General features: G+C 41.8%; 18 protein-coding genes, 1 tRNA gene and 1 pseudogene. 13 read left to right on the top strand and 7 right to left on the bottom strand.

Features of this window, described 5'->3' with window-relative positions; genetic code table 11:
* Positions 1-567 (top strand): annotated as a pseudogene (locus ABF638_RS30060) (hypothetical protein); the annotation flags it as partial.
* Positions 568-617: 50 nt separating this feature from the next.
* Positions 618-688 (top strand) — tRNA-Gly (locus ABF638_RS30055).
* 240 nt (positions 689-928) lie between these two features.
* On the opposite strand, the gene ABF638_RS30050 is transcribed toward ABF638_RS30055, so the two are convergent.
* On the bottom strand, positions 929-1,975 hold the full coding sequence (locus ABF638_RS30050) for an ABC transporter permease (RefSeq protein ID WP_181932469.1): 1,047 nt from the start codon (positions 1,973-1,975) through the stop codon (positions 929-931).
* Positions 1,976-2,066: 91 nt separating this feature from the next.
* Positions 2,067-2,585: an adenine phosphoribosyltransferase gene (locus ABF638_RS30045; protein WP_181932468.1), complete on the bottom strand. Its 519-nt coding sequence runs from the start codon at positions 2,583-2,585 to the stop codon at positions 2,067-2,069.
* Between the two features lie 427 nt (positions 2,586-3,012).
* On the opposite strand from ABF638_RS30045, the gene ABF638_RS30040 reads away from it, so the two are divergent.
* A complete protein-coding gene (locus ABF638_RS30040) occupies positions 3,013-3,639 on the top strand; it encodes a DUF3038 domain-containing protein (protein ID WP_069071111.1) in 627 nt (208 codons plus the stop codon).
* Positions 3,636-5,069 carry a DUF4335 domain-containing protein gene (locus tag ABF638_RS30035; protein WP_435026524.1) on the top strand — a complete coding sequence of 478 codons (1,434 nt, stop codon included), beginning with the start codon at positions 3,636-3,638 and terminating at the stop codon, positions 5,067-5,069. The genes ABF638_RS30040 and ABF638_RS30035 overlap by 4 nt, the downstream gene beginning before the upstream one ends.
* Positions 5,070-5,110: 41 nt before the next feature.
* Here the strand turns inward: ABF638_RS30035 and ABF638_RS30030 are convergent, their stop codons facing one another.
* Together ABF638_RS30030 and ABF638_RS30025 are read right to left on the bottom strand one after the other, a co-directional pair.
* Complete coding sequence (locus tag ABF638_RS30030) at positions 5,111-5,476, bottom strand: four helix bundle protein (protein WP_435026523.1); 366 nt, start codon at positions 5,474-5,476, stop codon at positions 5,111-5,113.
* Between the two features lie 66 nt (positions 5,477-5,542).
* Complete coding sequence (locus ABF638_RS30025; protein ID WP_435026522.1) at positions 5,543-7,813, bottom strand: transglycosylase domain-containing protein; 2,271 nt, start codon at positions 7,811-7,813, stop codon at positions 5,543-5,545.
* Positions 7,814-8,243: 430 nt separating this feature from the next.
* Here ABF638_RS30025 and ABF638_RS30020 point away from each other — a divergent pair, with 430 nt between their 5' ends.
* Positions 8,244-8,906 (top strand): hypothetical protein, encoded by a 663-nt coding sequence (locus tag ABF638_RS30020; protein ID WP_435026521.1) that lies wholly within the window; start codon positions 8,244-8,246, stop codon positions 8,904-8,906.
* 207 nt (positions 8,907-9,113) lie between these two features.
* Here the strand turns inward: ABF638_RS30020 and lspA are convergent, their stop codons facing one another.
* Together lspA and ABF638_RS30010 are read right to left on the bottom strand one after the other, a co-directional pair.
* On the bottom strand, positions 9,114-9,590 hold the full coding sequence (lspA, locus tag ABF638_RS30015) for a signal peptidase II (RefSeq protein ID WP_181932463.1): 477 nt from the start codon (positions 9,588-9,590) through the stop codon (positions 9,114-9,116).
* Between the two features lie 94 nt (positions 9,591-9,684).
* Positions 9,685-10,272, bottom strand: coding sequence for a biotin transporter BioY (locus tag ABF638_RS30010; protein WP_181932462.1), 588 nt, complete (start codon positions 10,270-10,272; stop codon positions 9,685-9,687).
* A gap of 717 nt (positions 10,273-10,989) precedes the next feature.
* On the opposite strand from ABF638_RS30010, the gene ABF638_RS30005 reads away from it, so the two are divergent.
* The 5 genes from ABF638_RS30005 (at position 10,990) to ABF638_RS29985 (ending at position 15,574) form a co-directional block, all read left to right on the top strand.
* The gene (locus tag ABF638_RS30005; protein WP_435026520.1) at positions 10,990-12,060 is read left to right on the top strand and encodes a PstS family phosphate ABC transporter substrate-binding protein; all 1,071 of its coding nucleotides are present in this window, start codon (positions 10,990-10,992) and stop codon (positions 12,058-12,060) included.
* A gap of 228 nt (positions 12,061-12,288) precedes the next feature.
* On the top strand, positions 12,289-13,230 hold the full coding sequence (gene pstC, locus ABF638_RS30000) for a phosphate ABC transporter permease subunit PstC (RefSeq protein ID WP_435026519.1): 942 nt from the start codon (positions 12,289-12,291) through the stop codon (positions 13,228-13,230).
* Complete coding sequence (gene pstA / locus ABF638_RS29995; RefSeq protein ID WP_435026518.1) at positions 13,227-14,159, top strand: phosphate ABC transporter permease PstA; 933 nt, start codon at positions 13,227-13,229, stop codon at positions 14,157-14,159. The genes pstC and pstA overlap by 4 nt, the downstream gene beginning before the upstream one ends.
* Positions 14,160-14,213: 54 nt before the next feature.
* Positions 14,214-15,017, top strand: coding sequence for a phosphate ABC transporter ATP-binding protein PstB (gene pstB / locus ABF638_RS29990; protein ID WP_435026517.1), 804 nt, complete (start codon positions 14,214-14,216; stop codon positions 15,015-15,017).
* A 275-nt stretch (positions 15,018-15,292) separates the two neighbouring features.
* Positions 15,293-15,574, top strand: coding sequence for a hypothetical protein (locus ABF638_RS29985; protein ID WP_435026516.1), 282 nt, complete (start codon positions 15,293-15,295; stop codon positions 15,572-15,574).
* Positions 15,575-15,612: 38 nt separating this feature from the next.
* Here ABF638_RS29985 and ABF638_RS29980 read toward each other — a convergent pair whose 3' ends face one another.
* Positions 15,613-16,179, bottom strand: coding sequence for a Uma2 family endonuclease (locus tag ABF638_RS29980; RefSeq protein WP_435026514.1), 567 nt, complete (start codon positions 16,177-16,179; stop codon positions 15,613-15,615).
* 146 nt (positions 16,180-16,325) lie between these two features.
* Here ABF638_RS29980 and ABF638_RS29975 point away from each other — a divergent pair, with 146 nt between their 5' ends.
* The 3 genes from ABF638_RS29975 to ABF638_RS29965 are packed head-to-tail and all read left to right on the top strand — an operon-like array spanning position 16,326 to position 20,340.
* Positions 16,326-16,730 (top strand): type II toxin-antitoxin system RelE/ParE family toxin, encoded by a 405-nt coding sequence (locus ABF638_RS29975; protein WP_435026512.1) that lies wholly within the window; start codon positions 16,326-16,328, stop codon positions 16,728-16,730.
* Positions 16,730-17,449 (top strand): helix-turn-helix domain-containing protein, encoded by a 720-nt coding sequence (locus ABF638_RS29970; RefSeq protein ID WP_435026510.1) that lies wholly within the window; start codon positions 16,730-16,732, stop codon positions 17,447-17,449. The genes ABF638_RS29975 and ABF638_RS29970 overlap by 1 nt, the downstream gene beginning before the upstream one ends.
* A gap of 35 nt (positions 17,450-17,484) precedes the next feature.
* Positions 17,485-20,340 carry a CHAT domain-containing protein gene (locus tag ABF638_RS29965; protein ID WP_435026509.1) on the top strand — a complete coding sequence of 952 codons (2,856 nt, stop codon included), beginning with the start codon at positions 17,485-17,487 and terminating at the stop codon, positions 20,338-20,340.
* Positions 20,341-20,382: the final 42 nt, after the last annotated feature.

Genomic DNA, 20,382 nt, shown 5'->3' with positions numbered 1-20,382 from the left:
ACTCCACGTACTCCCATAGGAGAAACTTCACCAACTCCAATTAGGGAAACTCCACCTACTCCCATAGGAGAAATTTCACCAACTCCAACTAGGGAAACTCCACCTATTCCTACAGGAGAAACTCCGCCAACTCCAACTAGGGAAACTGCAAGTACTCAAACTCAGGGAGCGTCGGTAGCAATAGTAGCTCCTTTACTCAGAGATGAAGTGAGTAACTTGATAAAAGCAGGAAGATTACGACAAGATGCTTTACCCGACGTTATCGCTTTATACAAGGGAAGCAATACAAAACAATTAGACTCAAGTTTTCTTGTCCACAATTCTGGACTTGAACCAGCACAACTCTTGGCTAGCTTAATCATTGATAACAATGGCAACTTTCAACAGGCTGTAGTTCTAGAAATAGAACCAGCAACACTGCAAAGTGAAAAAAACACATACGAGCAAGTTCTCAGCGAAGTTTTCAAAACAGAAAACTTTATTGCTGCTCATAACAACGATCGCACAAAACCAGAATTGAGCAATCTGTATGTCAGGATCAAAATCCAACCAGCCAATTCCAACTAAATGCTTGAATTTTTACAAAAACTGTGTTACATTTATAGAGTTGGAAATGCGCGGGCGTAGTTTAGTGGTAAAACTATAGCCTTCCAAGCTATTAATGCGGGTTCGATTCCCGCCGCCCGCTTAAAAAATTCTGAAATTAACTAATTCAAGCAGTAAATCTTGGCTTCGTAAAGTAACCAGTTAAACTGCAATTTAAAATTTAGCGACAGGTTAAAGAAGGAAGACGTTCTTCAACCTGATTTGCAGTTTGACTACCTAACTGTTGGTTGATAGTTGGCAGCACTTAATCGTGTTTATGATCTCGGAGTCAGCAGCCTAGAAATCGCTTAATACATCTTGATTTTTGAATTTAAAATTGCTGCTAATTGAGGTTTTCTAGCCGAATGCGTGGATCGGCTGCTTTGAGCAGCAAGTCGGCGATTAAATTGCCAACAATCAACAGTACTGCACCCATTACTAAGCTTGCCATTAATAAATATAAATCTTGAGCTTGTAAAGCCTGTAAAGCTAATCTCCCTAAACCGGGCCAGTTGAAGAAAAATTCGGCAATAAAGGCACCATTTAATAAACCAGCTAATTCAAAACCCAATAAGGTAATCAAGGGATTTATGGCGTTTCGGAGTGCATGAACGTAGATAACGCGGTTTTCTGGTAGACCTTTGGCACGAGCCGTTTGGATGTAATCTTGACGTAGCACATCCAATAATTCGCCGCGAGTGATGCGTTGTAAGCCAGCAAAACTAGTAATTGAGAGGGCGATTGTGGGTAAAATCATGTGCCAGCCGACATCTAAGATTCTGCCAAACCACGATAGTTCCGAGTGATTGATGCTAGTCATACTACCTACTGGGAATAGCGGCGAGGTGATTTGGGCTAAAACCAGCAACGCTAAGGCTGTGATGAAACTGGGAAAGCCCTGTCCAGCGTAACTGATCACCTGTAGAATGCGGTCTGCTAGCTTATTTTGATTGACAGCGGCAAAGATCCCTAAAGGGATGGCGATCGCCCATGTGACAATTAAAGATGCGATCGCTAATAGCAAAGTAGCTGGTACTCGTTCCCACAGCAGCGACGATACTGAACGTTGATAAATAAAACTCGTGCCAAAGTCTCCTTTTGTCAAGATTCGCCACAGCCACAGCCAAAATTGCTCTAGCCAAGACTTATCCAGACCAAACTGCCGCTTGATTTCCTCAATTCTTTCTGGAGATATCTTCGGATTTTGGCGTAGCGTATCTACATAATCACCGGGAGCGAGTTGAATTATGAAAAACGATAACGCTGACGCCAACAACAAAGTTAGCAGTGCTTGCAATAGTCGCTTTACCACATAAATAAAAGTGTCGCTCGTGACTAGCCTGATTAGCCAATCTCGACCTGTCTCCAAGGAAATTCTCGTAGATGTCATTTGTCTTTTGTCCTTTGTCCTTTGTCCTTTGTCCTTCGTCATTAGTCAGTTGTTTTCTACTGACTAATGACTAATGACCAATGACTAATGACTAATATTCAATTACAGAGATAATCGGCACGTCTGGTAGGTATTTACGCCCTTCTAAATCCCGTAGTTCGATAATAAACCCAAAACCTACTAGTTCGCAGTCAATCTTCTGCACCAACTTTGCTGTGGCACTGGCAGTTCCACCTGTGGCAATCAAATCATCCACAATTAAAACTCGGCTACCTTGATGTAAAGCGTCTTGATGCACTTCTAGGCAATCTGTACCATACTCTAGTTCATATTCAATTGAGTGAACGGCTGCTGGTAACTTACCTTTTTTGCGGACGGGGATAAAACCAGCCCCTAATTTATAAGCCAGAGGTGAACCAAAAATGAATCCCCTCGACTCCATACCAATGACATAATCTGCTGTTATTCCAGCTTCGTTGCATTTTTGTGTTAAAAAGTCAATAGTGTAGCGCAATCCCTCTGGATCGCGAAGCAGCGTAGTAATATCCCGAAATAAAATTCCGGGTTTTGGGAAATCTGGGATGTCACGAACGAGAGACTTTAAATCCATAAAATGGGGAGTAGGGAGTAGGGATTAGGGAAAGTTAGGAGTGAAGAGTGAGGAGTTATTAATTTAAATTCATAGCTATGGCATTCCCCAGTCCCCAGTCTCCAGTTCTCAGTCCCCAATTTCAGATACCTGAAAAATCGTACACTATAATGTCATACGCTGGGGGTCGAGGCTGAAACTTCGCCTTTTATTGACGATAATTAGAATCTAAACCAAGCTAGAAAAGGGATTGCACTTACAAATGAGGTGAATTAACTGATGTTTTAAAATTTTGATTTCAATATAGGGAAACCTTTGAGTAGAAAGAGCTAACTAATGTATATATCAGGTAGTCATGTTAATGCCACAAATCTAGTGTTCAAGTCTTGGCTACCGATCTTAAATTTGTTTTACCTAATCTGTTGGAACCGCACAAGGTATTTATAGAATGAATGTCTCCGCAAGTTTAACGCCGTTCAACAGTTCAACCCAAGAGTCACTGCCGATGATTCTGGATACTTTACCAGATCCTGCGATCGCTTCCAAAACCTGTCCTCGAAGAACCAGGCTGCAAATTGACCTGATTTTACTGGCAATTGAAGCTTTAGAACTTGGTGGTTCGGAAGCAATCCTGGCTTTTGCTCAAGAGTTGGATCTTAAAGGAATTGTTAAAGACAGAGTGAATTTATGGCGGATGCGTAGCTCTAACCCGCTACGAAGGGCGCACATGCGCCGTCCCTTAACTATTATGGAAGCAAAAGCTCTGGTGGTCATTGCTTGCTACATAGCACGGCGTTTAACTGTTGTCATTCGCCAGTTACTAATGATATGTGAACAAATGGAAGAAAAGCAGATTCCATTAGAACAGAATTTGCGGCTATCTAATTACCTAGAAAGGTTTAGAGCGCATTTTAAGAGCCGGATGAATGCTCGGCGTTCTGGTGTCTTAGCATTAACTTCTGATGAAAAATTAGATGCGCTAGCAATCAATTTGTTAGGACAATTACTCTTTTGTACTGGTACAGCTGGAATGCAGCGGTTCTGGATTAGTCTTTTTGACGGTGAAGTGGAATGAATATTCAACGTAAGTACAGTCTACCTAATTGTACACTGCTTTTAGAAGGGTTAAGTGATGTCACTAGGGCCGCACACTTCCAGGAAATGCGCCCAGAATTATCAATATTGGTAAATGCAGAATGCTATTTATCTGGTTACAACCAACCGATAACGGGAGGGCGAGAATTTTTTGAAAGTTTGGTGAGGGCTGTTAGTGGCTATGCCCAAGAATTTTTAAGTAGCGTACCTAATCCCCAAGCACATAACCAGGAATCGGAACTGGTAGAGTTTCAAAAAATTGACAGCAACCGACACAGGTTAATCATCCATTCAGAAGGTGCTCCAGAGGGGTTCGAGTCTCAGTCTAATAATTCCAAACGCCCGCCTATTGAAATAGATTTAAATACGGTGCAGTTGTTTGATTTAGTGGAAGCAGTGGATCAGTTTTTTGCTGATACCCAGACTTTACCAGAACTATCCCTAGAACTACAACCAGTTACCAGACGCTATGGCGGTGCTAGTCAAGCCTTAATCAAGCAAGCTGTTCCTGCTGCTGTAGGAGTCTCAAGTTTAGCAGTAGCAGCGATCGCATTTAACTTGATTCCACCTCCCCAGATACGTCCACCGCAACCTAAGACAGATGAGCAAACTAGCTCTACAACACAGAGCATTACTCCTCCAGCATCAGCTGCTGCAACACCTATTGCGGCTCCAACGCCCACACCAACACCTACAGCTAGTGCAAAGCCAGTAGTTAAAGATTTAGAAGCACTTTTAAATACAGTTTCGGAAATTACTGATCCATCGCAGCTGCGTGCATTGAATCGCCAAGTATATAACCAAATTCATCCAACTTGGACTAATCGCTCAGGATTGCAACAGGATTTGATCTATCGTCTGGGTGTAGCTGCGGATGGAGCGATCGTTGGTTACAAAGCGGTGAATAAAGAGGCAAATCAAGGGGTCGGGCAAACTCCTCTACCTAACTTACTTTATAATCCTGCTAACCGCGCTCCCATTTCTAATGAACCGATCGCCCAATTCCGAATAGTGTTTACTACACAAGGTGTGCTGCAAGTTAGTCCTTGGCGGGGATATGCTAGGACACCAGAGGTAGTAGGTGCAAAAATTACTGACTCTAATATAACTAAAGGTTTAAATCAAAAACTTTATAATACAGTTCGCCAAACCTGGAGTGGTACCCCCACCTTTACGCGAGATTTGAAATATCGGGTAGCGCTCAACAAAGAGGGTGTAATCGCTGACTATGAACCACTTAACCAAGTCGCCTTTGACTATTTTCGGGAAACACCCCTTCCCAAGATGTTCAACGATATCTATGGTTCTAATGTAGCTGCTCCCAATAACAAAGAACCTCTCGCCCACTTCCAAGTAATATTCAAGCCTAACGGTAAACTTGAAGTCACTCCTTGGCAGGGATATCAGTAATTGGGCATGGGGCATGGGGCATGGGGAAGAGAATTAAGTTCCTATTCCCTATTCCCTATGGATTTTAGATAAGCATTAAGCTTGGGCAACAGTTCATCAAGGATTGGTTTAAATTTGCTTACCTGTTCATTTGTCAATAATTGTCTGGCGTAGGCTAACCTCAACCAGCTGATAGTTTCATACAAAGACCCTCTCGCAATCTTGACAAAACGCCGATTGTCTTGGTCGCTATATCTACCTCTGCCTTCTGCGATGTTCGCACAAATACTATCAGCAGACCGAACAATTTGCTTGCCCAGTGTATCTTTAGTGAAATTGTCCCATCCTTTAACAATACGCCAAATTTCATTAGCTAACTTTTTGGCGAGTCGATAAACTTCTAAGTCCTCAAAATCAGGTCTTCTCACAAAAGTCCATTGATCATTTATTGATCAATAGTTCCCAATTCCCAATGCCCCATGCCCAATACCCAATTACCTTGCAATCCGCCGCATATAATTTCCCCACAATTGAGCGGCTTGAGCGCTGCTACCAGATGTTGGAGAATTATTGTCGTTTCCCAGCCAAACGCCAGTTACAAGTCGCTGACTAGGAATAAAACCAATAAACCACAAGTCAACGTTTTTATCAGTCGTGCCAGTTTTACCAGCTTCCCCTAATCCAATGGCGGCACTACGACCAGTACCTCTTGTAACTACACCACGCATCAAACTAGTCATTTCATCGGCTACACCATTTGTCAGCACTCGTTTGTTGGCATCTGGATCTTGGTCAAAGGAGTAGATCACACGGCAAGTTTTGATATCATTGCGATCGCTGCAATCACCACTGTCTAAAATTCTGTTAATGGCATGGGGAGGATTTGATACACCGCGATTACCAATAGCGCCAAAAGCACCAGTCATTTCCAAAACATTGACCACGCTTTGACCCAATACCAAGCCAGGAACGGGATCGAGGTTTGATTTTACCCCCAAACGCTGCGCCATTGCCACGACTTTATCCAGCCCGACTTCACGTGCAACTCGCAGAGCGATGGGATTTTCTGAAAGCGCCAGCCCGGTGGCAATATCTAAGCTAGCACCAGCACCCGCACGACAGGGTTTATAAGTAAAACCTTGCCAAGTTAAAGGAGCGCAAGAATAACTTTTTGATTCTGAAAATCCCTGTTGAATAGCGGCGGTATAAGCAAATATTTTGAAGGTGGAACCTGGCTGTCTTTTGGCTTGAACAGCGCGATTGAACTGACTTTTTCTGTAATCAGTCCCGCCAACCATTGCGAGGATACTGCCTGTACTGGAGTCAAGGGTGACTACTGCCCCTTGAGAAAAATTAAAATTTCTACCAGCGTTATTCACTGAATTACTCAACGCTGCTTCTGCTTGGCTCTGTATCGCTGGATCGAGCTTGGTTTCAATGATATAGTTTCCTTCTCTTGCGGCTCCCTCCCCCAAGATTGATTCAAGCTCAGAGAAGACGTAACTGTAAAAATAAGGAGCGATCGTTTTAGCTTGCTGTTCACAAACTTTAGGACTAACTTGGACGGTGGAACGTCTGGCTCGGTTTGCATCATCAGGTTGAATTTTGCCCATCTCCAGCAACCGCTTAATCACGCGATTCCTGTATTCCGCCGCTTCTAGTTTATTTGGCCCATCCCCACAAAAATCGAAAGCGTTGGGGGCTGGTAAAATTCCTACCAATGTTGCTGCTTCTGCCAAAGTTAATTCTTTAGCCGACTTTTCAAAGTAATATCGGGCTGCATCTTCAAAGCCAGAAGTATCTCCCCCCAAAAAAACCCGATTTAAGTACATCAGCAAAATATCATCTTTGCTGTAAAACGTTTCGAGCTTCAGGGCGACAATTGCCTCTCGCAATTTGCGTCCAAGGGTATCCTGTCTGCCTACATACTCGCGGAACAAACTGCGGGCAACTTGCTGGGTAACAGTACTAGCTCCTTGTTGCACATCTCCGCTGCGACTATTGATCAACACGGCTCGTAAAATCCCTAGAGGGTCAACCCCAAAGTGCCAGTAATAACGACTATCCTCTGAAGCCACTACAGCAGCAGGCAAATAAGGGCCAAATTCCTCTAATCGCTTCATGTCTACATGAGAGATCGTCCGAGGCTCTCTTAGCGGGGTAGCTCCATCACGGGCGTAAACAACTACTGGGGCGCGTGTCGCTGTAGGTAAGGGCTTAACTTGAAATTTTAGCCATTCGACGCCAATCACTAATGCTAACAGGGCACTGACACCACCGACACCATAAGCTGTCCAACTTGCAGCTTTGACATACCAGGCTGGTGGATCTACGTATTGCAACCGCACAGAAGCGGCGAGTTCTGGAGGCCCCAGGGTGAGAATATCGCCGTGACGCAGTTCTAGGGAACTAACACGACGCTTGCCACGATAAATGCCGTTGGTGGAGTTTTCGTCTTTAATTACGAAAACTGGTGTGTGTTGAGTAGAATTGCGCGATAGCGACAGGTGAATTTGGCTGACAACAGGGTTACGGATGACAATATCACTGGATTTGGAGCTACGACCGAGAATATAGCGATCGCCCAAGAGTGGGTATACCTCTGCCTTATCCGCCCCCGCGTCCTGCACCCAGAGTTCCGGTACTTTGGCATTAGGCTTGAGCGCCAATTTAGAAAAATCGACCCTAGCTTGAATCGTATGTACTGCTTGAGTCAGTTGACCTAGTAACGTTTGTGGCTTGTGAGGGGGTTGGGGAGAACTCATCGGCTATTCACATCACAGTTTTTAGTGAAGAATCAGGCGAATTACAATTTTAGATGTTAGTCTTTCATCATTTTACTCATAAGCTAAAGCATAATTTAGCTATACGGAACTTTTTGAGCTAATTTATACTTTAAACTCAGCTTTTACTCAAGATTAACTTGTTATTTTCATCACTTATGTACAGAGGCACAAATTTTTCTCCATTCTCAAAGGTTTATCTAATCTACTATTACTAGTTCAATAACTACAAACATAATTTTTTATTTTGTATTTTTAAACACTAGTTACCAATAAATAACAGATTTAATTTTTACCAATTTTACATATCCACATATTCTGAAACAAACCTAAATATATTCATTTAGGAAGATTTTCTAAATCTCATTGTCTGTTTTAATGGGCCGAGTGTTCCGTTGAGGTTAATTTCAAAATGATGGGAAAATCTCTGACCATGATTGGTACAGCTCTATCTTTGGCGCTCACCGCTAACATTGCTGTAGCCGAATCCAGTAAATCCCCCATAGCCCAATCCAGTAGCGATTCATCCACTAGTGCACCAACGGAAATCAAGATGTCGCCAGAAGGGATGAAAATTCTGTGCCAGAATTTCCCCCTTAACTCTCGATGTGCCGGCGGCACAGCAGTAACCCCTAGCGCTCCTGGTAGCACTACAGTACCAGCAGAAACCACGCCATCAGATACCACCACTCCTGATAGCACAACTACACCAGAAGGTGTAACCCCTCCTGAAGGCGCTCCTAGCAACTTGACTCCAGCACCAGAAGGTGTAACTCCTCCTGAAGGCGCTCCTAGTAACTTGACTCCAGCACCAGGAAGTGTCACTCCTCCTGAAGGCGCTCCTAGTAACTTGACTCCAGCACCAGGAAGTGTCACTCCTCCTGAAGGCGCTCCTAGTAACTTGACTCCAGCACCAGGAAGTGTCACTCCTCCTGAAGGCGCTCCTAGCAACTTGACTCCAGCACCAGGAAGTGTCACTCCTCCTGAAGGCGCTCCTGGTAGCACTACCGAACCAGGTCTCTCTCCCAGTACTCCCGGTTCTAGTTCACCCAATACTCCTGCAACAGGTAATTAAATTAAAAGCTGAGGCATAACCTGAATACTAGTTTGCCATCAGCGATCGCAGGTGCATCTTTCTTAAACTCTTCCACCAGTCATGCGAACTGGTGTAAGATGACAAACAAAAATCGCTGTAACCATACAGATCAAGTCTTCGCATATAGGACTGACCAAAGGTTTCAGTAATAACAAGCCTGGGATGATTAATCCCAGGCTTAATAGTTTAATGCGATCTGCCATTTGAAGTTGGTGTTTTTTGCAACGAAGCAATTAACAGGCAAACAATACCAATACTAATAAATGAATCTGCTACATTAAACACAGCAAAGTTAATCAGGCGAAAATCAAGAAAATCAACGACGTAGCCTAAAACAAAACGATCAATACCGTTGCCCATCGCTCCACCTAAAATCAAGCCATAGCCCAACTGATCCCACAAATTTAACGTTGGGCCAAACAACGCCAACGCTATCAATACTAAACTCACTCCTAGAGATAGCCAGCGCAACCACTCTACTTTCCCACTTAATAAACTAAAGGCGGCACCAGTGTTAGTGACATAAGTGAAGTGAAATATCCCAGGTAAGAGTGGTAGTGTCTGCCCCAAGCTAAAGGTTTGTACCACCCAGTATTTTGTGATTTGGTCTAAGAAAAAAGCTATGAAGGCAGCGATCCAGAAAAGACGATTTTTTAAACGCATGGCTAATTAGTCATTGATCGTTGGTCATTGGTCATTGGTCATTGGTCATTAGTCATGAGCTTTTGACAAATGACAAAGGACGAAGGACAATAAACTAATAAAACATTAAGTGACGCAGTACATATGCTATTACAGTAACTGCACAGACGACAGTTAGTTGACCTGGTAGTGCAAACCAGGAGTATCTGAGGATTGCTTGCATCAAAGGTAGATTTTCAGTGCCTTTCCACTGAAAAAAATAGCTAATAATCAAATAAGTAATACCGCATAGGTGGAGAGTTAACAAGCCACAGACGCAACTAAAGGCAAGAGTTTCTAGTCTAGGTCTAGCTTTGAAGGCAACTAAGCCACAAATCCAAGCTCCAGGAATAAAGCCTAGTAAATAACCAAACTGAGATAGCTTGATATAACCAATACCACCGCCATCGGCAAATACAGGTAATAATGTTAATCCCATGACTAAGTAGGCAATTTGCGACAGCGCACCGGCATTTTTGCCCCCTAAACAGCCCACCAACAGTACTGCGCCAATTTGAAAAGTGACACCTAAAGAAAAAGTCTGAATTCCGTGCTGACTCCAAGTCCAAGGTAAGGTGATGCCATAAGCTTCTAGAAAAGTGCCACCCATTGTCAGGAGTAAGCCAATCATAGACCATAGTAATTGATTGGAAGCAGCAAACATTTATCACGCAACCAGGAAAAGGCAAAAGGGCAAACCAACAGCAACCAGTATAAACATTAATATATAAACTCTCCCACCTTAGCTATGCCTATACTGCTATAGGAATCAGATTTGATTCCTGAACCTATTTGCGTAGAGAGGGAACAGGGAATAGTGAATAGGGAACAGAAAGAAGGGAATAGATGTGTACACTCTTGACTTTCCTTGTGGTCTGGGAAAAAGTTAAAGGGTAAAGGGGTCAAGGATATATTTAAAACCTTTTCCCTTTAAGTGAGCCATATTGGATGTGTACTAAGTTTTTTCAAAAATCAAATAGGAGTTCTATAGCTTGCTTAAGAGTAGGAGTACACAGAACCAAAAGGACAGGTCTGGGTTCCTATTTCACTATGGAATATCCTACATTAAAGCTGCTTCTTGATTGATAATTGATTGCTAATTTGTATAGTAAATTCATTTAAAAATGTGCGGATTCAAAAAAATATTTAAAACGTACCCAAATTATTTATGTTTTACTTTATCTAGCTAGTAATCATTAATGGTATAATTTGCATCAATCCATCAAATATTATGCTTTTTAGTGTGTGCTTTTAGTAACTTTAAATTTGAGAAATTATAAGTATGTATTAGCATTTGCTTAACCGTTTCTTAACCTTCCTCTTACTCTTGAGTGCTAATGTTCATACTGTTAATCCATAGCATCATTCTATAAAGATCCTTATGTTCTCTTCAAAGGTGCGGTTGGTTGCTCCCCTAGTTGCTCTAGCAATTGGTATTGGCTCTTGCGGCGATAACAATCAAGCTTCTAACAACTCTAGTCCAGCTGATGGCGGTGCTACCCCAGCCACCAATACAGCAGCTGGATCAAATTTATCTGGAAAAGTCCAGATTGATGGTTCTAGTACCGTCTATCCTATTTCTGAAGCGATGGCAGAAGAGTTTCAAAAGGCTAATCCTGGAGTGCAAGTCACTGTGGCTTCCTCTGGTACGGGTGGCGGCTTCAAGAAATTCTGTGCGGGTGAAACTGATATTTCTAATGCTTCCCGTCCCATTAAGCCGGAAGAAGTGGAACTCTGTAAGAAAGGTAATATTGAGTACATTGAATTGCCAATTGCTTACGATGGTCTTTCTGTAGTGGTTAACCCCCAAAACAACTTTGCAAGTTGCCTCAAAGTTGATGAACTAAAGAAAATGTGGGAACCTGGGGCACAAGGCAAAGTTACCCAATGGAACCAAATTAATCCTAAATTCCCTGCTCAGAAAATAGGTTTATACGGCCCTGGTACTGACTCTGGTACTTACGACTATTTCACTCAAGCAGTTGTGGGCAAGGAAGGGGAAAGCCGAGGAGATTTCACTGCTAGTGAAGATGACAACACCCTGGTACAGGGCGTGAGTGCAGACCAAGGTGGTATAGCCTTCTTTGGATATGCCTATTATGAGAACAACAAAGAGAAGTTAAAGCTGGTTGGCATTGATGGTGGTAAGGGCTGTGTTCAGCCGAGTCCACAAACCATCGGCGATGGTACTTACCAACCGCTTTCTCGTCCAGAGTTTATCTACGTTAAGAAAACTGCGGCAACGCGTCCTGAAGTCAAGGCTTTTGTTGATTTCAATTATGCTCCAGCCAACCAAAAGCTAGTTACAGAAGTGGGTTATGTGCCTTTACCTAGCGATCTACTCACTGAAGTTCAGGGACGCTTCAATAGTGGGAAAGTAGGTTCAATTTTTGAGGGTAAAGGTTCTCAAGTGGGCGTTACTCTGAAAGACCTTCTTAAGCAAGAAAAGTAAGAGTTATCTACTAATTACTTTTTTGAGAATGTGAGTTTATCTGCACAGTTTGCACTCAGCCCTAGTAGCTGGAAGTAGTAGCTTGTCAAAAAAACCTCTTTATACTGAGTTTCTTTAAGGCTTACGGTCTTAAGAGTAAGCTTTATTTCCAGCTTGAGGGCAGTTCTCATAGAATGGTAGTGTGTCCATAAATACAAAAGGAGTTTTAATTTATGAGGTTGTCCGTAAATGACTTCCAACCCGTTATCTAATCAACCAAGTAATTCCAACTTATGGCAGCCCAATCGGGCTTTGAGTAAACGGGTAGAAACTGGCGTCAGAGCGCTGTTCGCCTTGTTTGCTTTTGTCTCGGTTGTAACCACAATTGGCATTGTCTTAACGCTGATTTTTGAGACTGTTGAATTTTTTCAAGAAGTTTCGATTTGGCAGTTTTTAACAGACACACAATGGACGCCGCTGTTTACTAATAAGCAGTTTGGAATCATGGTGCTAATTAGCGCCACATTGCTTATATCTGTAATTGCGATCGCAGTAGCATTACCGCTAGGATTGTTAGCTGCTATCTGCTTAAGTGAATATGCTCCAGCGAAACTTCGCAAATGGCTAAAGCCTGCCCTCGAAATATTGGCAGGGGTACCCACCGTCGTGTTTGGTTACTTTGCACTGTTCACAGTTACACCCTTCCTCCAATCATTTATCCCAGGGATGCAGGGATTCAATGCTTTGAGTGCAGGTATAGTACTGGGAATTTCGATTATTCCTTTGGTAGCTTCTTTGAGTGAAGACGCTCTTTATTCCGTTCCGCGTAGTTTGCGAGAAGGTGCTTATGCATTGGGATCAACTAAGCGGGAAACCATTATTTCAGTAGTGCTACCAGCGGCTTTATCGGGGATAGTAGCTTCTTTCATCTTGGCTATTTCCCGCGCTATTGGTGAAACAATGATTGTTACCATTGCGGCTGGTCAAAATCCTCAGTTGGGTTTAAATCCGCTAGTACCAATTCAGACAATGACAGCATACATTGTTCAAGTAAGCAAAGGAGACACACCAGCAGGTTCACTGGCCTATAAAACTATTTTTGCGGTGGGTATGACTTTGTTTCTCATTACCTTAGCCCTGAATATTTTTAGTTACTGGTTTGTTCGTCGCTTCCGGGAGAAATACGAATGACAAAGAGCAATACTCCGTTTACAAATTTGTCTGACTCTGGGGAAAATAAGAATTTTGATCTCTCGATCAATAAGCGCTACAATCTCGACAAAATTTTTGCGATCGCTACTTGGAGTGCGACTTTCTTCGCATTAGTAGTGTTAGCTATTTTGCTCATAGATGTCTTAACTGACGGTGTTGGCCGCTTGAATTGGTCTTTTCTTACTAGTTTTTCCTCTCGCCGTGCCTCCTCTTCTGGAGTATTGGCTCCCTTAGTTGGCAGTATTTGGCTGTTGGTAATCACTGCTTTAATTTCCTTTCCCTTAGGAGTAGGCGCAGGAATTTTCTTAGAAGAGTATGCAACGGACAACTGGTTTACTCGGTTAATTGAAATCAATATTGCAAATTTAGCCGCAGTCCCATCTATTATTTACGGGCTGTTGGGCTTGCAAGTTTTTGTGCGGGTGATGGAACCAATCACCAGGGGACGCACGGTGTTAGCTGGTGCTTTAACTTTGAGTTTGTTGATTCTACCAATTATCATCATTACTACTCGTGAAGCGCTACGTGCTGTTCCCGATAGTTTACGGCAAGCAGGTTTTGCCCTTGGTGCTAATAGGTGGCAAATCATCCGAGAACAAATTTTTCCTATTGCTTTACCAGGAATCCTGACCGGTACAATTCTCGCACTCTCACGAGCAATTGGTGAGACGGCTCCGTTGATTGTAATTGGGGCTGTTGGCTTCATTACTTTCTTACCCCAGCTTTCTCCACAAGGTTTGCAAAGTTCTTTTACAGCACTACCAATTCAAATTTTTGATTGGGTTTCTCGTCCTCAAGTAGAGTTTCACCAAAATGCTGCTGCTGGCATTATTGTTTTGATGCTCGTGCTGCTGTTGATGAATTCAACAGCAATATTTTTACGCAATAAATTTCAGCAGTCACGCTAAAGAAATCAACCTCATTATAAATGTAGATTTTCAGGATTTATCTGAAATTTTTGTATGGTATCAAGTTCAAGAACCGCTACTTCCGAGAGCATTTTACAAGCCGAGCAATTATCTGTTTTCTATGGTAATTTCAAAGCAGTTCGTGATGTTAACCTAAACATCGGCAAAAACAAAATTACAGCTTTTATTGGCCCTTCTGGATGTGGTAAAAGCACTGTACTAAGATGTTTTAACCGTTTAAATGACTTGATTCCTGGCGCACATATTCAGGGAAGAATCACCTTCGGTGAAACCGATATTTATGACAAAAGAATTGACACGGTAGAATTACGCCGTCGGGTTGGTATGGTTTTTCAGAAGCCTAACCCCTTTCCCAAGTCAATTTATGAAAATATCGCTTTTGGAGCCAGGATTAATGGTTATAAAGGTGATATGGATGAATTGGTAGAACGGAGTTTGCGGCAAGCTGCATTATGGGATGAAGTCAAGCATAAACTAAAGCAGAGTGGTCTATCTATATCTGGTGGTCAACAGCAGCGCTTGTGCATTGCTCGCGCTCTCGCAATTCAGCCAGAAGTTTTGTTAATGGATGAACCTTGCTCCGCTCTTGATCCAATTTCAACTTTGCGGGTTGAAGAATTACTCCAAGAACTGAAGTCGCAATATACCATTATTATCGTCACCCACAATATGCAACAAGCCGCGCGGGTGTCGGATATGACAGCCTTTTTCAATGCTCAGGCGACAGAAACGGGCAGCAAAATGGGATATCTTGTCGAATACAACTATACAGAGAATATTTTCAACAATCCTCAGCAGGAAGACACGCGAGATTACGTCAGTGGTAAATTTGGATAATTTGATAAATATTTTACATTGTTGATGCTGGAGCAATGAGGGATATTCGGAAAGTAAAGCTGTGCGATATTCCTCTAGTTTTTTCATTTATTTGCTAAGGTTAGCGATCGCTTCATTAAACCTCTTGCAAAAATGTGTTACATTTGTAGTCCTAAAAAACTTCAGGTTAACTAGCTTTGTGAAGGTCATAATTATAAATCCCAACAATTAAGTGATAAAGTAAGCCAAAGCGTTTTCTACAATTGTGATAGCCTTGACTGAAAATCCGAATATCCATGCTTTCTGAAGTCTATTACTTGGTGCGTTCAAAAACTGACGGTAATTATCTCATTGCTCGTCCTGATGCCGAAAAATCAGGTTACTTATTGCTGTTTCAGGAAAACTTTGATGCCCTAAGTTATCTCAATACCCATGCAGCAGAAGTCGCAAATCGCTTTGCTGTGGAATCTATTGCGCGTACACAGTTAGGAAACTTGCTCAAACGTTGGGGTTTTAGCGGTGTGGGTATTGTGACTGATCCGTTACTGCCCAAAGTTGAGTTTTTACAGCACAGTTAACTAATTCGTAATTCGTAATTCGTAATTCGTAATTTGTGTTAGGTGAATAATTGAGCGATCGCACAAGTAAAATCAGGTAATATGGGTGAACTCAATTCATCACCATTGAATAACGTAGCAACTAATTTTAAACTCGCTTGTTCGCGTCGATATACTTCCACCTGTTGCTTGCGCCAATCTACAATCCAATATTCTCTGACTCCTCGTGATGAGTAGAGCTTAAGTTTTAGTTCTCTGTCCCGCTTTTCGTTTTCACTACCAGCAGATAGCACCTCTACAACTAGTTCTGGCGCACCAGTCAAATGCCCCGCTTCATCTAAAAGTAAAGGCAATCTCTCGTTGCTAGCCCAGACAACATCGGGAATAACATTATCATTATCGCCAAAAATTATTCCTGGAGCAGCCACAACTTCTCCCAGACCAGTAGTTTGTGACCAAATATGCAATGGAGTAATAATTCTGACACACGTTTTTTGATGATTCCAGTGGGGCGCTCTAGTCACAAACAAGTCTCCGTCAATAATTTCATAGCGATTCCCGTTATCTGGAAACAATTCTAAATCGGCAGTAGTCCAGCGCACTCTCTCAGATATCGGCTGGTTCATAAATCATCTCTGTTAGGGATTTACCTATTTTAGCCTGGGTGGAAATGGGACATTTTAGTTGCACTCCCATAATTTATGCGATATTCCTTATAAAGAATAATATAGTTGATATTCTTTATAAGGAATACTATACTTTGAGGTAGGAAGTGAATTGGACTTGGGAACTTTATCAAGATGTCAATGGGGAAATCCCCAAAGATTTGCTTGCTTTTTTCATTAGGATGATTCCTGAACAGGAGCAACCAGAAAATCCACCAAAGCCATTACTAAGTCTTTCCGAAACCAGGCGTTTGCAAGTTAACCTTGGCTATCTGTGTAACAAAGGACTCGCATCACTCACCAGTGGAATCTTTGAGAAACTCGAAGATGACCTGTATGAGTTACGTATGACCAAGAGCGAACATAATCCAAGGTTTATTTTAACGGCTGCGACTCCTCAGCGATTTGTAGTGCTGCACGCCTTTATGAAGAAATACGACAACGCTATTAAAGATAGAGACAAAGAGCCTGCAAGAGTAAGATTACGTGAATTGCAGCAGAGGGAAAATTGATGAAAAGACCTAATTTTCAAGCTTGGTTGCAGCAGAAGGTAAGCGACGAACCAGAAGTGATTTTGGCGGGAAAGTTAGAGTATCTGCGCCTATATCTTACTGATGCTATGCGGGAAATACGTAATAAAGCAGGATTGACTCAGGCACAGTTAGCCCAAAAACTGGGAGTAAAGCAGGCAGCTGTGTCCAAGTTGGAGTCGGCGTTAAAGGAACATGAATTGGAATCGGTGTTGCACTATTTACATACTTTGGGTGCAGATTTGCTGGTAGCCGTCAAACAAGGGGATGACTTATATCAAGCTAGTGATAATGAAGGTGTGTTGCTGGTAGATGTACCAGATGTAGTTTTCCAAAAAGCATTGGCGGCAAACATGAGCGTCCGGGAATATGTGCGTGTCGCCGTTGAGAAGTTTTCTGGTGAGGGTGATGGACTGAGAACAGCTTTGGTAAAACTACTTGAAAGTGGCGATTTGGTAGCTGTGAATGTAAGAGCGCGTTTAGGTTCAAGGACAATCCAAGAAGTTGCTGTAGAGTTGGAAAAATGTTTGAGTCTATCTGAAGAAGATAGGATTTTTGCTGTCAAAAATGTTTTGGCTGCTAATGTGGCGTGTGGAGAAAGTAATCGTGGAAGTAGTGATGAAGTTGATGAAATTGAGTTGTTGGATTTAGCTGAAGAATTGCTAGAGAAGTTAAAGGAATTTTTTGAGCGGTATAAATAAATTTATAAACTAAGCTCATAAACAGGAATTTATTGGTGATAGAAGAAAAACGCCTTAATGCTTATTTAAAGTTAATACATGAACTTGTCCAATCTTCTAAGGGACAAGAACCGGGAATTTTAGAGGTTCATAAAAACCTGATAGATGCTGGTTTGGTAGAGACAATGAAGCAGGTAGCTGTAACACTAGCGGAGCAGGGAGACGAAGAAAATGCCACTTTCATACGTAGGGTTGCTGTTACAATTTCCGCTACTATAGGTAAGCCATCGTCAGCAGAAAATTATGTGGAACTTATTCTAATGCTGTTACAAGCAGTTAGTAGTAGTCATGCTGATCCACAAGTGGTTTACCCATTTTTGCAAGCTAACCTAGATAAAATTGATGATAAATTTTCTTGCTGGTTGAAGGCTTGGGCTATAGATATGTTAATAGAAGAAAACCCAATTTCAGCAGAAATCTTAGCAACTGACATTTTTAATTTCAGTAACCTGATCGCTGAGTTTCCTTTAGGAAGTAAAGCATCAAATATAGAAATTGCCATTGCTGGCTATGAGGTAGCTCAAACTGTCTTTACTCCAGAAGCCTTTTCCCAAGAATGTGCTATGACTCAAAACAGTTTAGCCGCTGCCTATATACAGCGTATCCGAGGATATAAAGCCGAAAATATAGAAATTGCTATTACTGCTTTGCAAGAAGCTTTGCAAGTCTTTAATAAACAAGACTTCCCTACAGAATGGGCTATGACCCAAAACAGTTTAGCTGGTGCCTATATCAAGCGTATCCAAGGAGACAAAGCTGAGAATCTGGAAATGGCTATAACTGTTTTGCAAGAAGCTTTAGAAATCATTACCGAAAAAGCATTTGTTCAAAAATGGGCTACTATTCAAAATAATCTAGCAGTTGCTTACCGTGACCGAATCCGAGGGAACAAAGTAGAGAATCTAGAATTAGCTATAGCCGCCTGCAAATCTGCTTTACAAGTTTTTACTAAAGAAGCTTTTCCACAGGAGTGGGCTGAAACCCAAAATAATTTAGGAAATAGCTATCGCTATCGTATTAAAGGAGACAAAGCAGAAAATATAGGATTAGCGATTGCCTGTTATCAAGCAGCAGCAAAAGTTTTTAGCCAGACAGATTATCCTCAAGGATGGGCTGATGTAAAAAACAATTTGGGGCTTGCTTACTTAGAACATATTCAAAAAGACAAAGAGCAAAATATAGAATTGGCTATATTTGCTTTTGAAGAAGCTTACCAAATTTTTACTAAAGAAGCCTTTCCTAACGAATGGGCAAGAACTCAAAATAACTTAGGTATTACTTATTTGGATAGAATTTGTGGTACTAGATCAGAAAATTTGGATTTAGCTATTATTTCTCTACAAAAAAGCTTACAAATTTTTACCAAAGAATTTTATCCTATAAACTGGGCTATGACACAAATGAATTTGGGAATTTGCTATGGTGAGCATTTTAAAGAAGATTACACAAACGACTTAGAACTGGCTATCACTGCTTTTCAATTTGCTTTACAAATTCGTACTCAAGAAGCTTTCCCGGAAGACTGGGCATTAACTCATAGTAATATTGGTCATGTTTATAACTTGCATGGATATTTTACGAAAGCAATTGAATCTTTCCAGTTAGCCTTAACCGTCTATCAACACAACATATTTCCGCTTGATTGCTTTATAACAGGACGTAACTTGGGTAACACAGCTTTCTCCAATGATAATTGGGATAAAGCTATCCAAGGCTATGAAGCAGCTATTGACGCAGTAGAAACTAGCCGTAATTGGGTAACTTCTGAATCCCGCCGTCAAGAAATTATAGAAGAATCCATTGATGTTTATCAAAACATGGTGCAAGCCTGCATCAATGCTGGACAAATAGAAAAAGCCTTTGAATACTCAGAGCGATCGCGTTCCAAACTTCTTGTAGACTTAATGGCAAGCTACAATCTCTCTCAAGGTGAAGTAATTCCCCCAAAAGTCCAAGAATTATTGCAGCAGTATGAAGCACTGCAATGGCAAATCGACCAAGAACGCCAAAGCCATAAATCTGAAAATAGCCGTAGTGAAACACGCGCTGCTTGGGAAGCTTATAATGAAGCGATCGCATCTTTAGAAACCCAAAAACAACAAGTTTGGGAAAATCTCAGACGCGAAGATCCTGTATTAGCTGGCGAAATTCAAGTTAACCCCCTCAGCTTGTCAGAAATTCAAAAGCTAATTGACCAATCCAATACAGCTATCCTCAGTTTCTACACTACCAACAGCGACACCCATATTTTTGCCGTGCAGCAAAACCAAATTACTCTCCACACCTGCACAGGACAAGGCTTAAATACGTTGCAAGGCTGGATTAGCCAGAATTGGTTATTGCCTTATATGAATGATTCCCAAAAATGGGAAACTCAAATTAATAGTATTCTCCGCGAATTAGCTGAACGCCTGCAAATATCTGAACTCATTTACCAACATCTTGAAGGAATAGAAGAGTTAATTTTAGTACCTCACCTATTACTACATCAGATTCCGTTTGCCGCTTTGCCTACAGGAGAATATCAGGAATATTTAGGAGATAAATTTATCATTCGTTATACCCCAAGCTGCCAAATTTTGGAATTTTGTCAACAACGCGACAATGTAGGGAAATTTAATGAAATATCTCTACAATATGGAACTGTGGAAGATGCTGAAGATAACCTTCCCTGTGCCAGATTTGAAGGCGAACAACTCGCCAAAATGTACAACATTCCACCAGAAAACAGATTAATTGGCAGCAGTCAAGCCACTTACAAGAACTATCGACAATTAGCACAACAAGTTCAAGTACTTCATTCCTGCCACCATGCACAATCTCGCCTCGATAATCCCTTAGAGGATGTTTGAAAAGTCGGGAATGTTGTAAAAAAGCTCTCTCGGTATAGGCTG

Origin of the sequence: Nostoc sp. CALU 1950 (assembly GCF_051172895.1) — a bacterium.
Lineage (GTDB): Bacteria > Cyanobacteriota > Cyanobacteriia > Cyanobacteriales > Nostocaceae > Nostoc > Nostoc edaphicum_A.
Note: the sequence above shows the minus strand (reverse complement) of the source record. Positions and strands in the feature narration are given on the sequence as shown.

Coding starts and splice junctions, on each gene's coding strand:
- ABF638_RS30050 (WP_181932469.1), bottom strand. CDS start 1,975: ATGACATCTACGAGAATTTCCTTGGAGACAGGTCGAGATTGGCTAATC.
- ABF638_RS30045 (WP_181932468.1), bottom strand. CDS start 2,585: ATGGATTTAAAGTCTCTCGTTCGTGACATCCCAGATTTCCCAAAACCC.
- ABF638_RS30040 (WP_069071111.1), top strand. CDS start 3,013: ATGAATGTCTCCGCAAGTTTAACGCCGTTCAACAGTTCAACCCAAGAG.
- ABF638_RS30035 (WP_435026524.1), top strand. CDS start 3,636: ATGAATATTCAACGTAAGTACAGTCTACCTAATTGTACACTGCTTTTA.
- ABF638_RS30025 (WP_435026522.1), bottom strand. CDS start 7,813: ATGAGTTCTCCCCAACCCCCTCACAAGCCACAAACGTTACTAGGTCAA.
- ABF638_RS30020 (WP_435026521.1), top strand. CDS start 8,244: ATGATGGGAAAATCTCTGACCATGATTGGTACAGCTCTATCTTTGGCG.
- lspA (WP_181932463.1), bottom strand. CDS start 9,590: ATGCGTTTAAAAAATCGTCTTTTCTGGATCGCTGCCTTCATAGCTTTT.
- ABF638_RS30010 (WP_181932462.1), bottom strand. CDS start 10,272: ATGTTTGCTGCTTCCAATCAATTACTATGGTCTATGATTGGCTTACTC.
- ABF638_RS30005 (WP_435026520.1), top strand. CDS start 10,990: ATGTTCTCTTCAAAGGTGCGGTTGGTTGCTCCCCTAGTTGCTCTAGCA.
- pstC (WP_435026519.1), top strand. CDS start 12,289: ATGACTTCCAACCCGTTATCTAATCAACCAAGTAATTCCAACTTATGG.
- pstA (WP_435026518.1), top strand. CDS start 13,227: ATGACAAAGAGCAATACTCCGTTTACAAATTTGTCTGACTCTGGGGAA.
- pstB (WP_435026517.1), top strand. CDS start 14,214: ATGGTATCAAGTTCAAGAACCGCTACTTCCGAGAGCATTTTACAAGCC.
- ABF638_RS29985 (WP_435026516.1), top strand. CDS start 15,293: ATGCTTTCTGAAGTCTATTACTTGGTGCGTTCAAAAACTGACGGTAAT.
- ABF638_RS29980 (WP_435026514.1), bottom strand. CDS start 16,179: ATGAACCAGCCGATATCTGAGAGAGTGCGCTGGACTACTGCCGATTTA.
- ABF638_RS29970 (WP_435026510.1), top strand. CDS start 16,730: ATGAAAAGACCTAATTTTCAAGCTTGGTTGCAGCAGAAGGTAAGCGAC.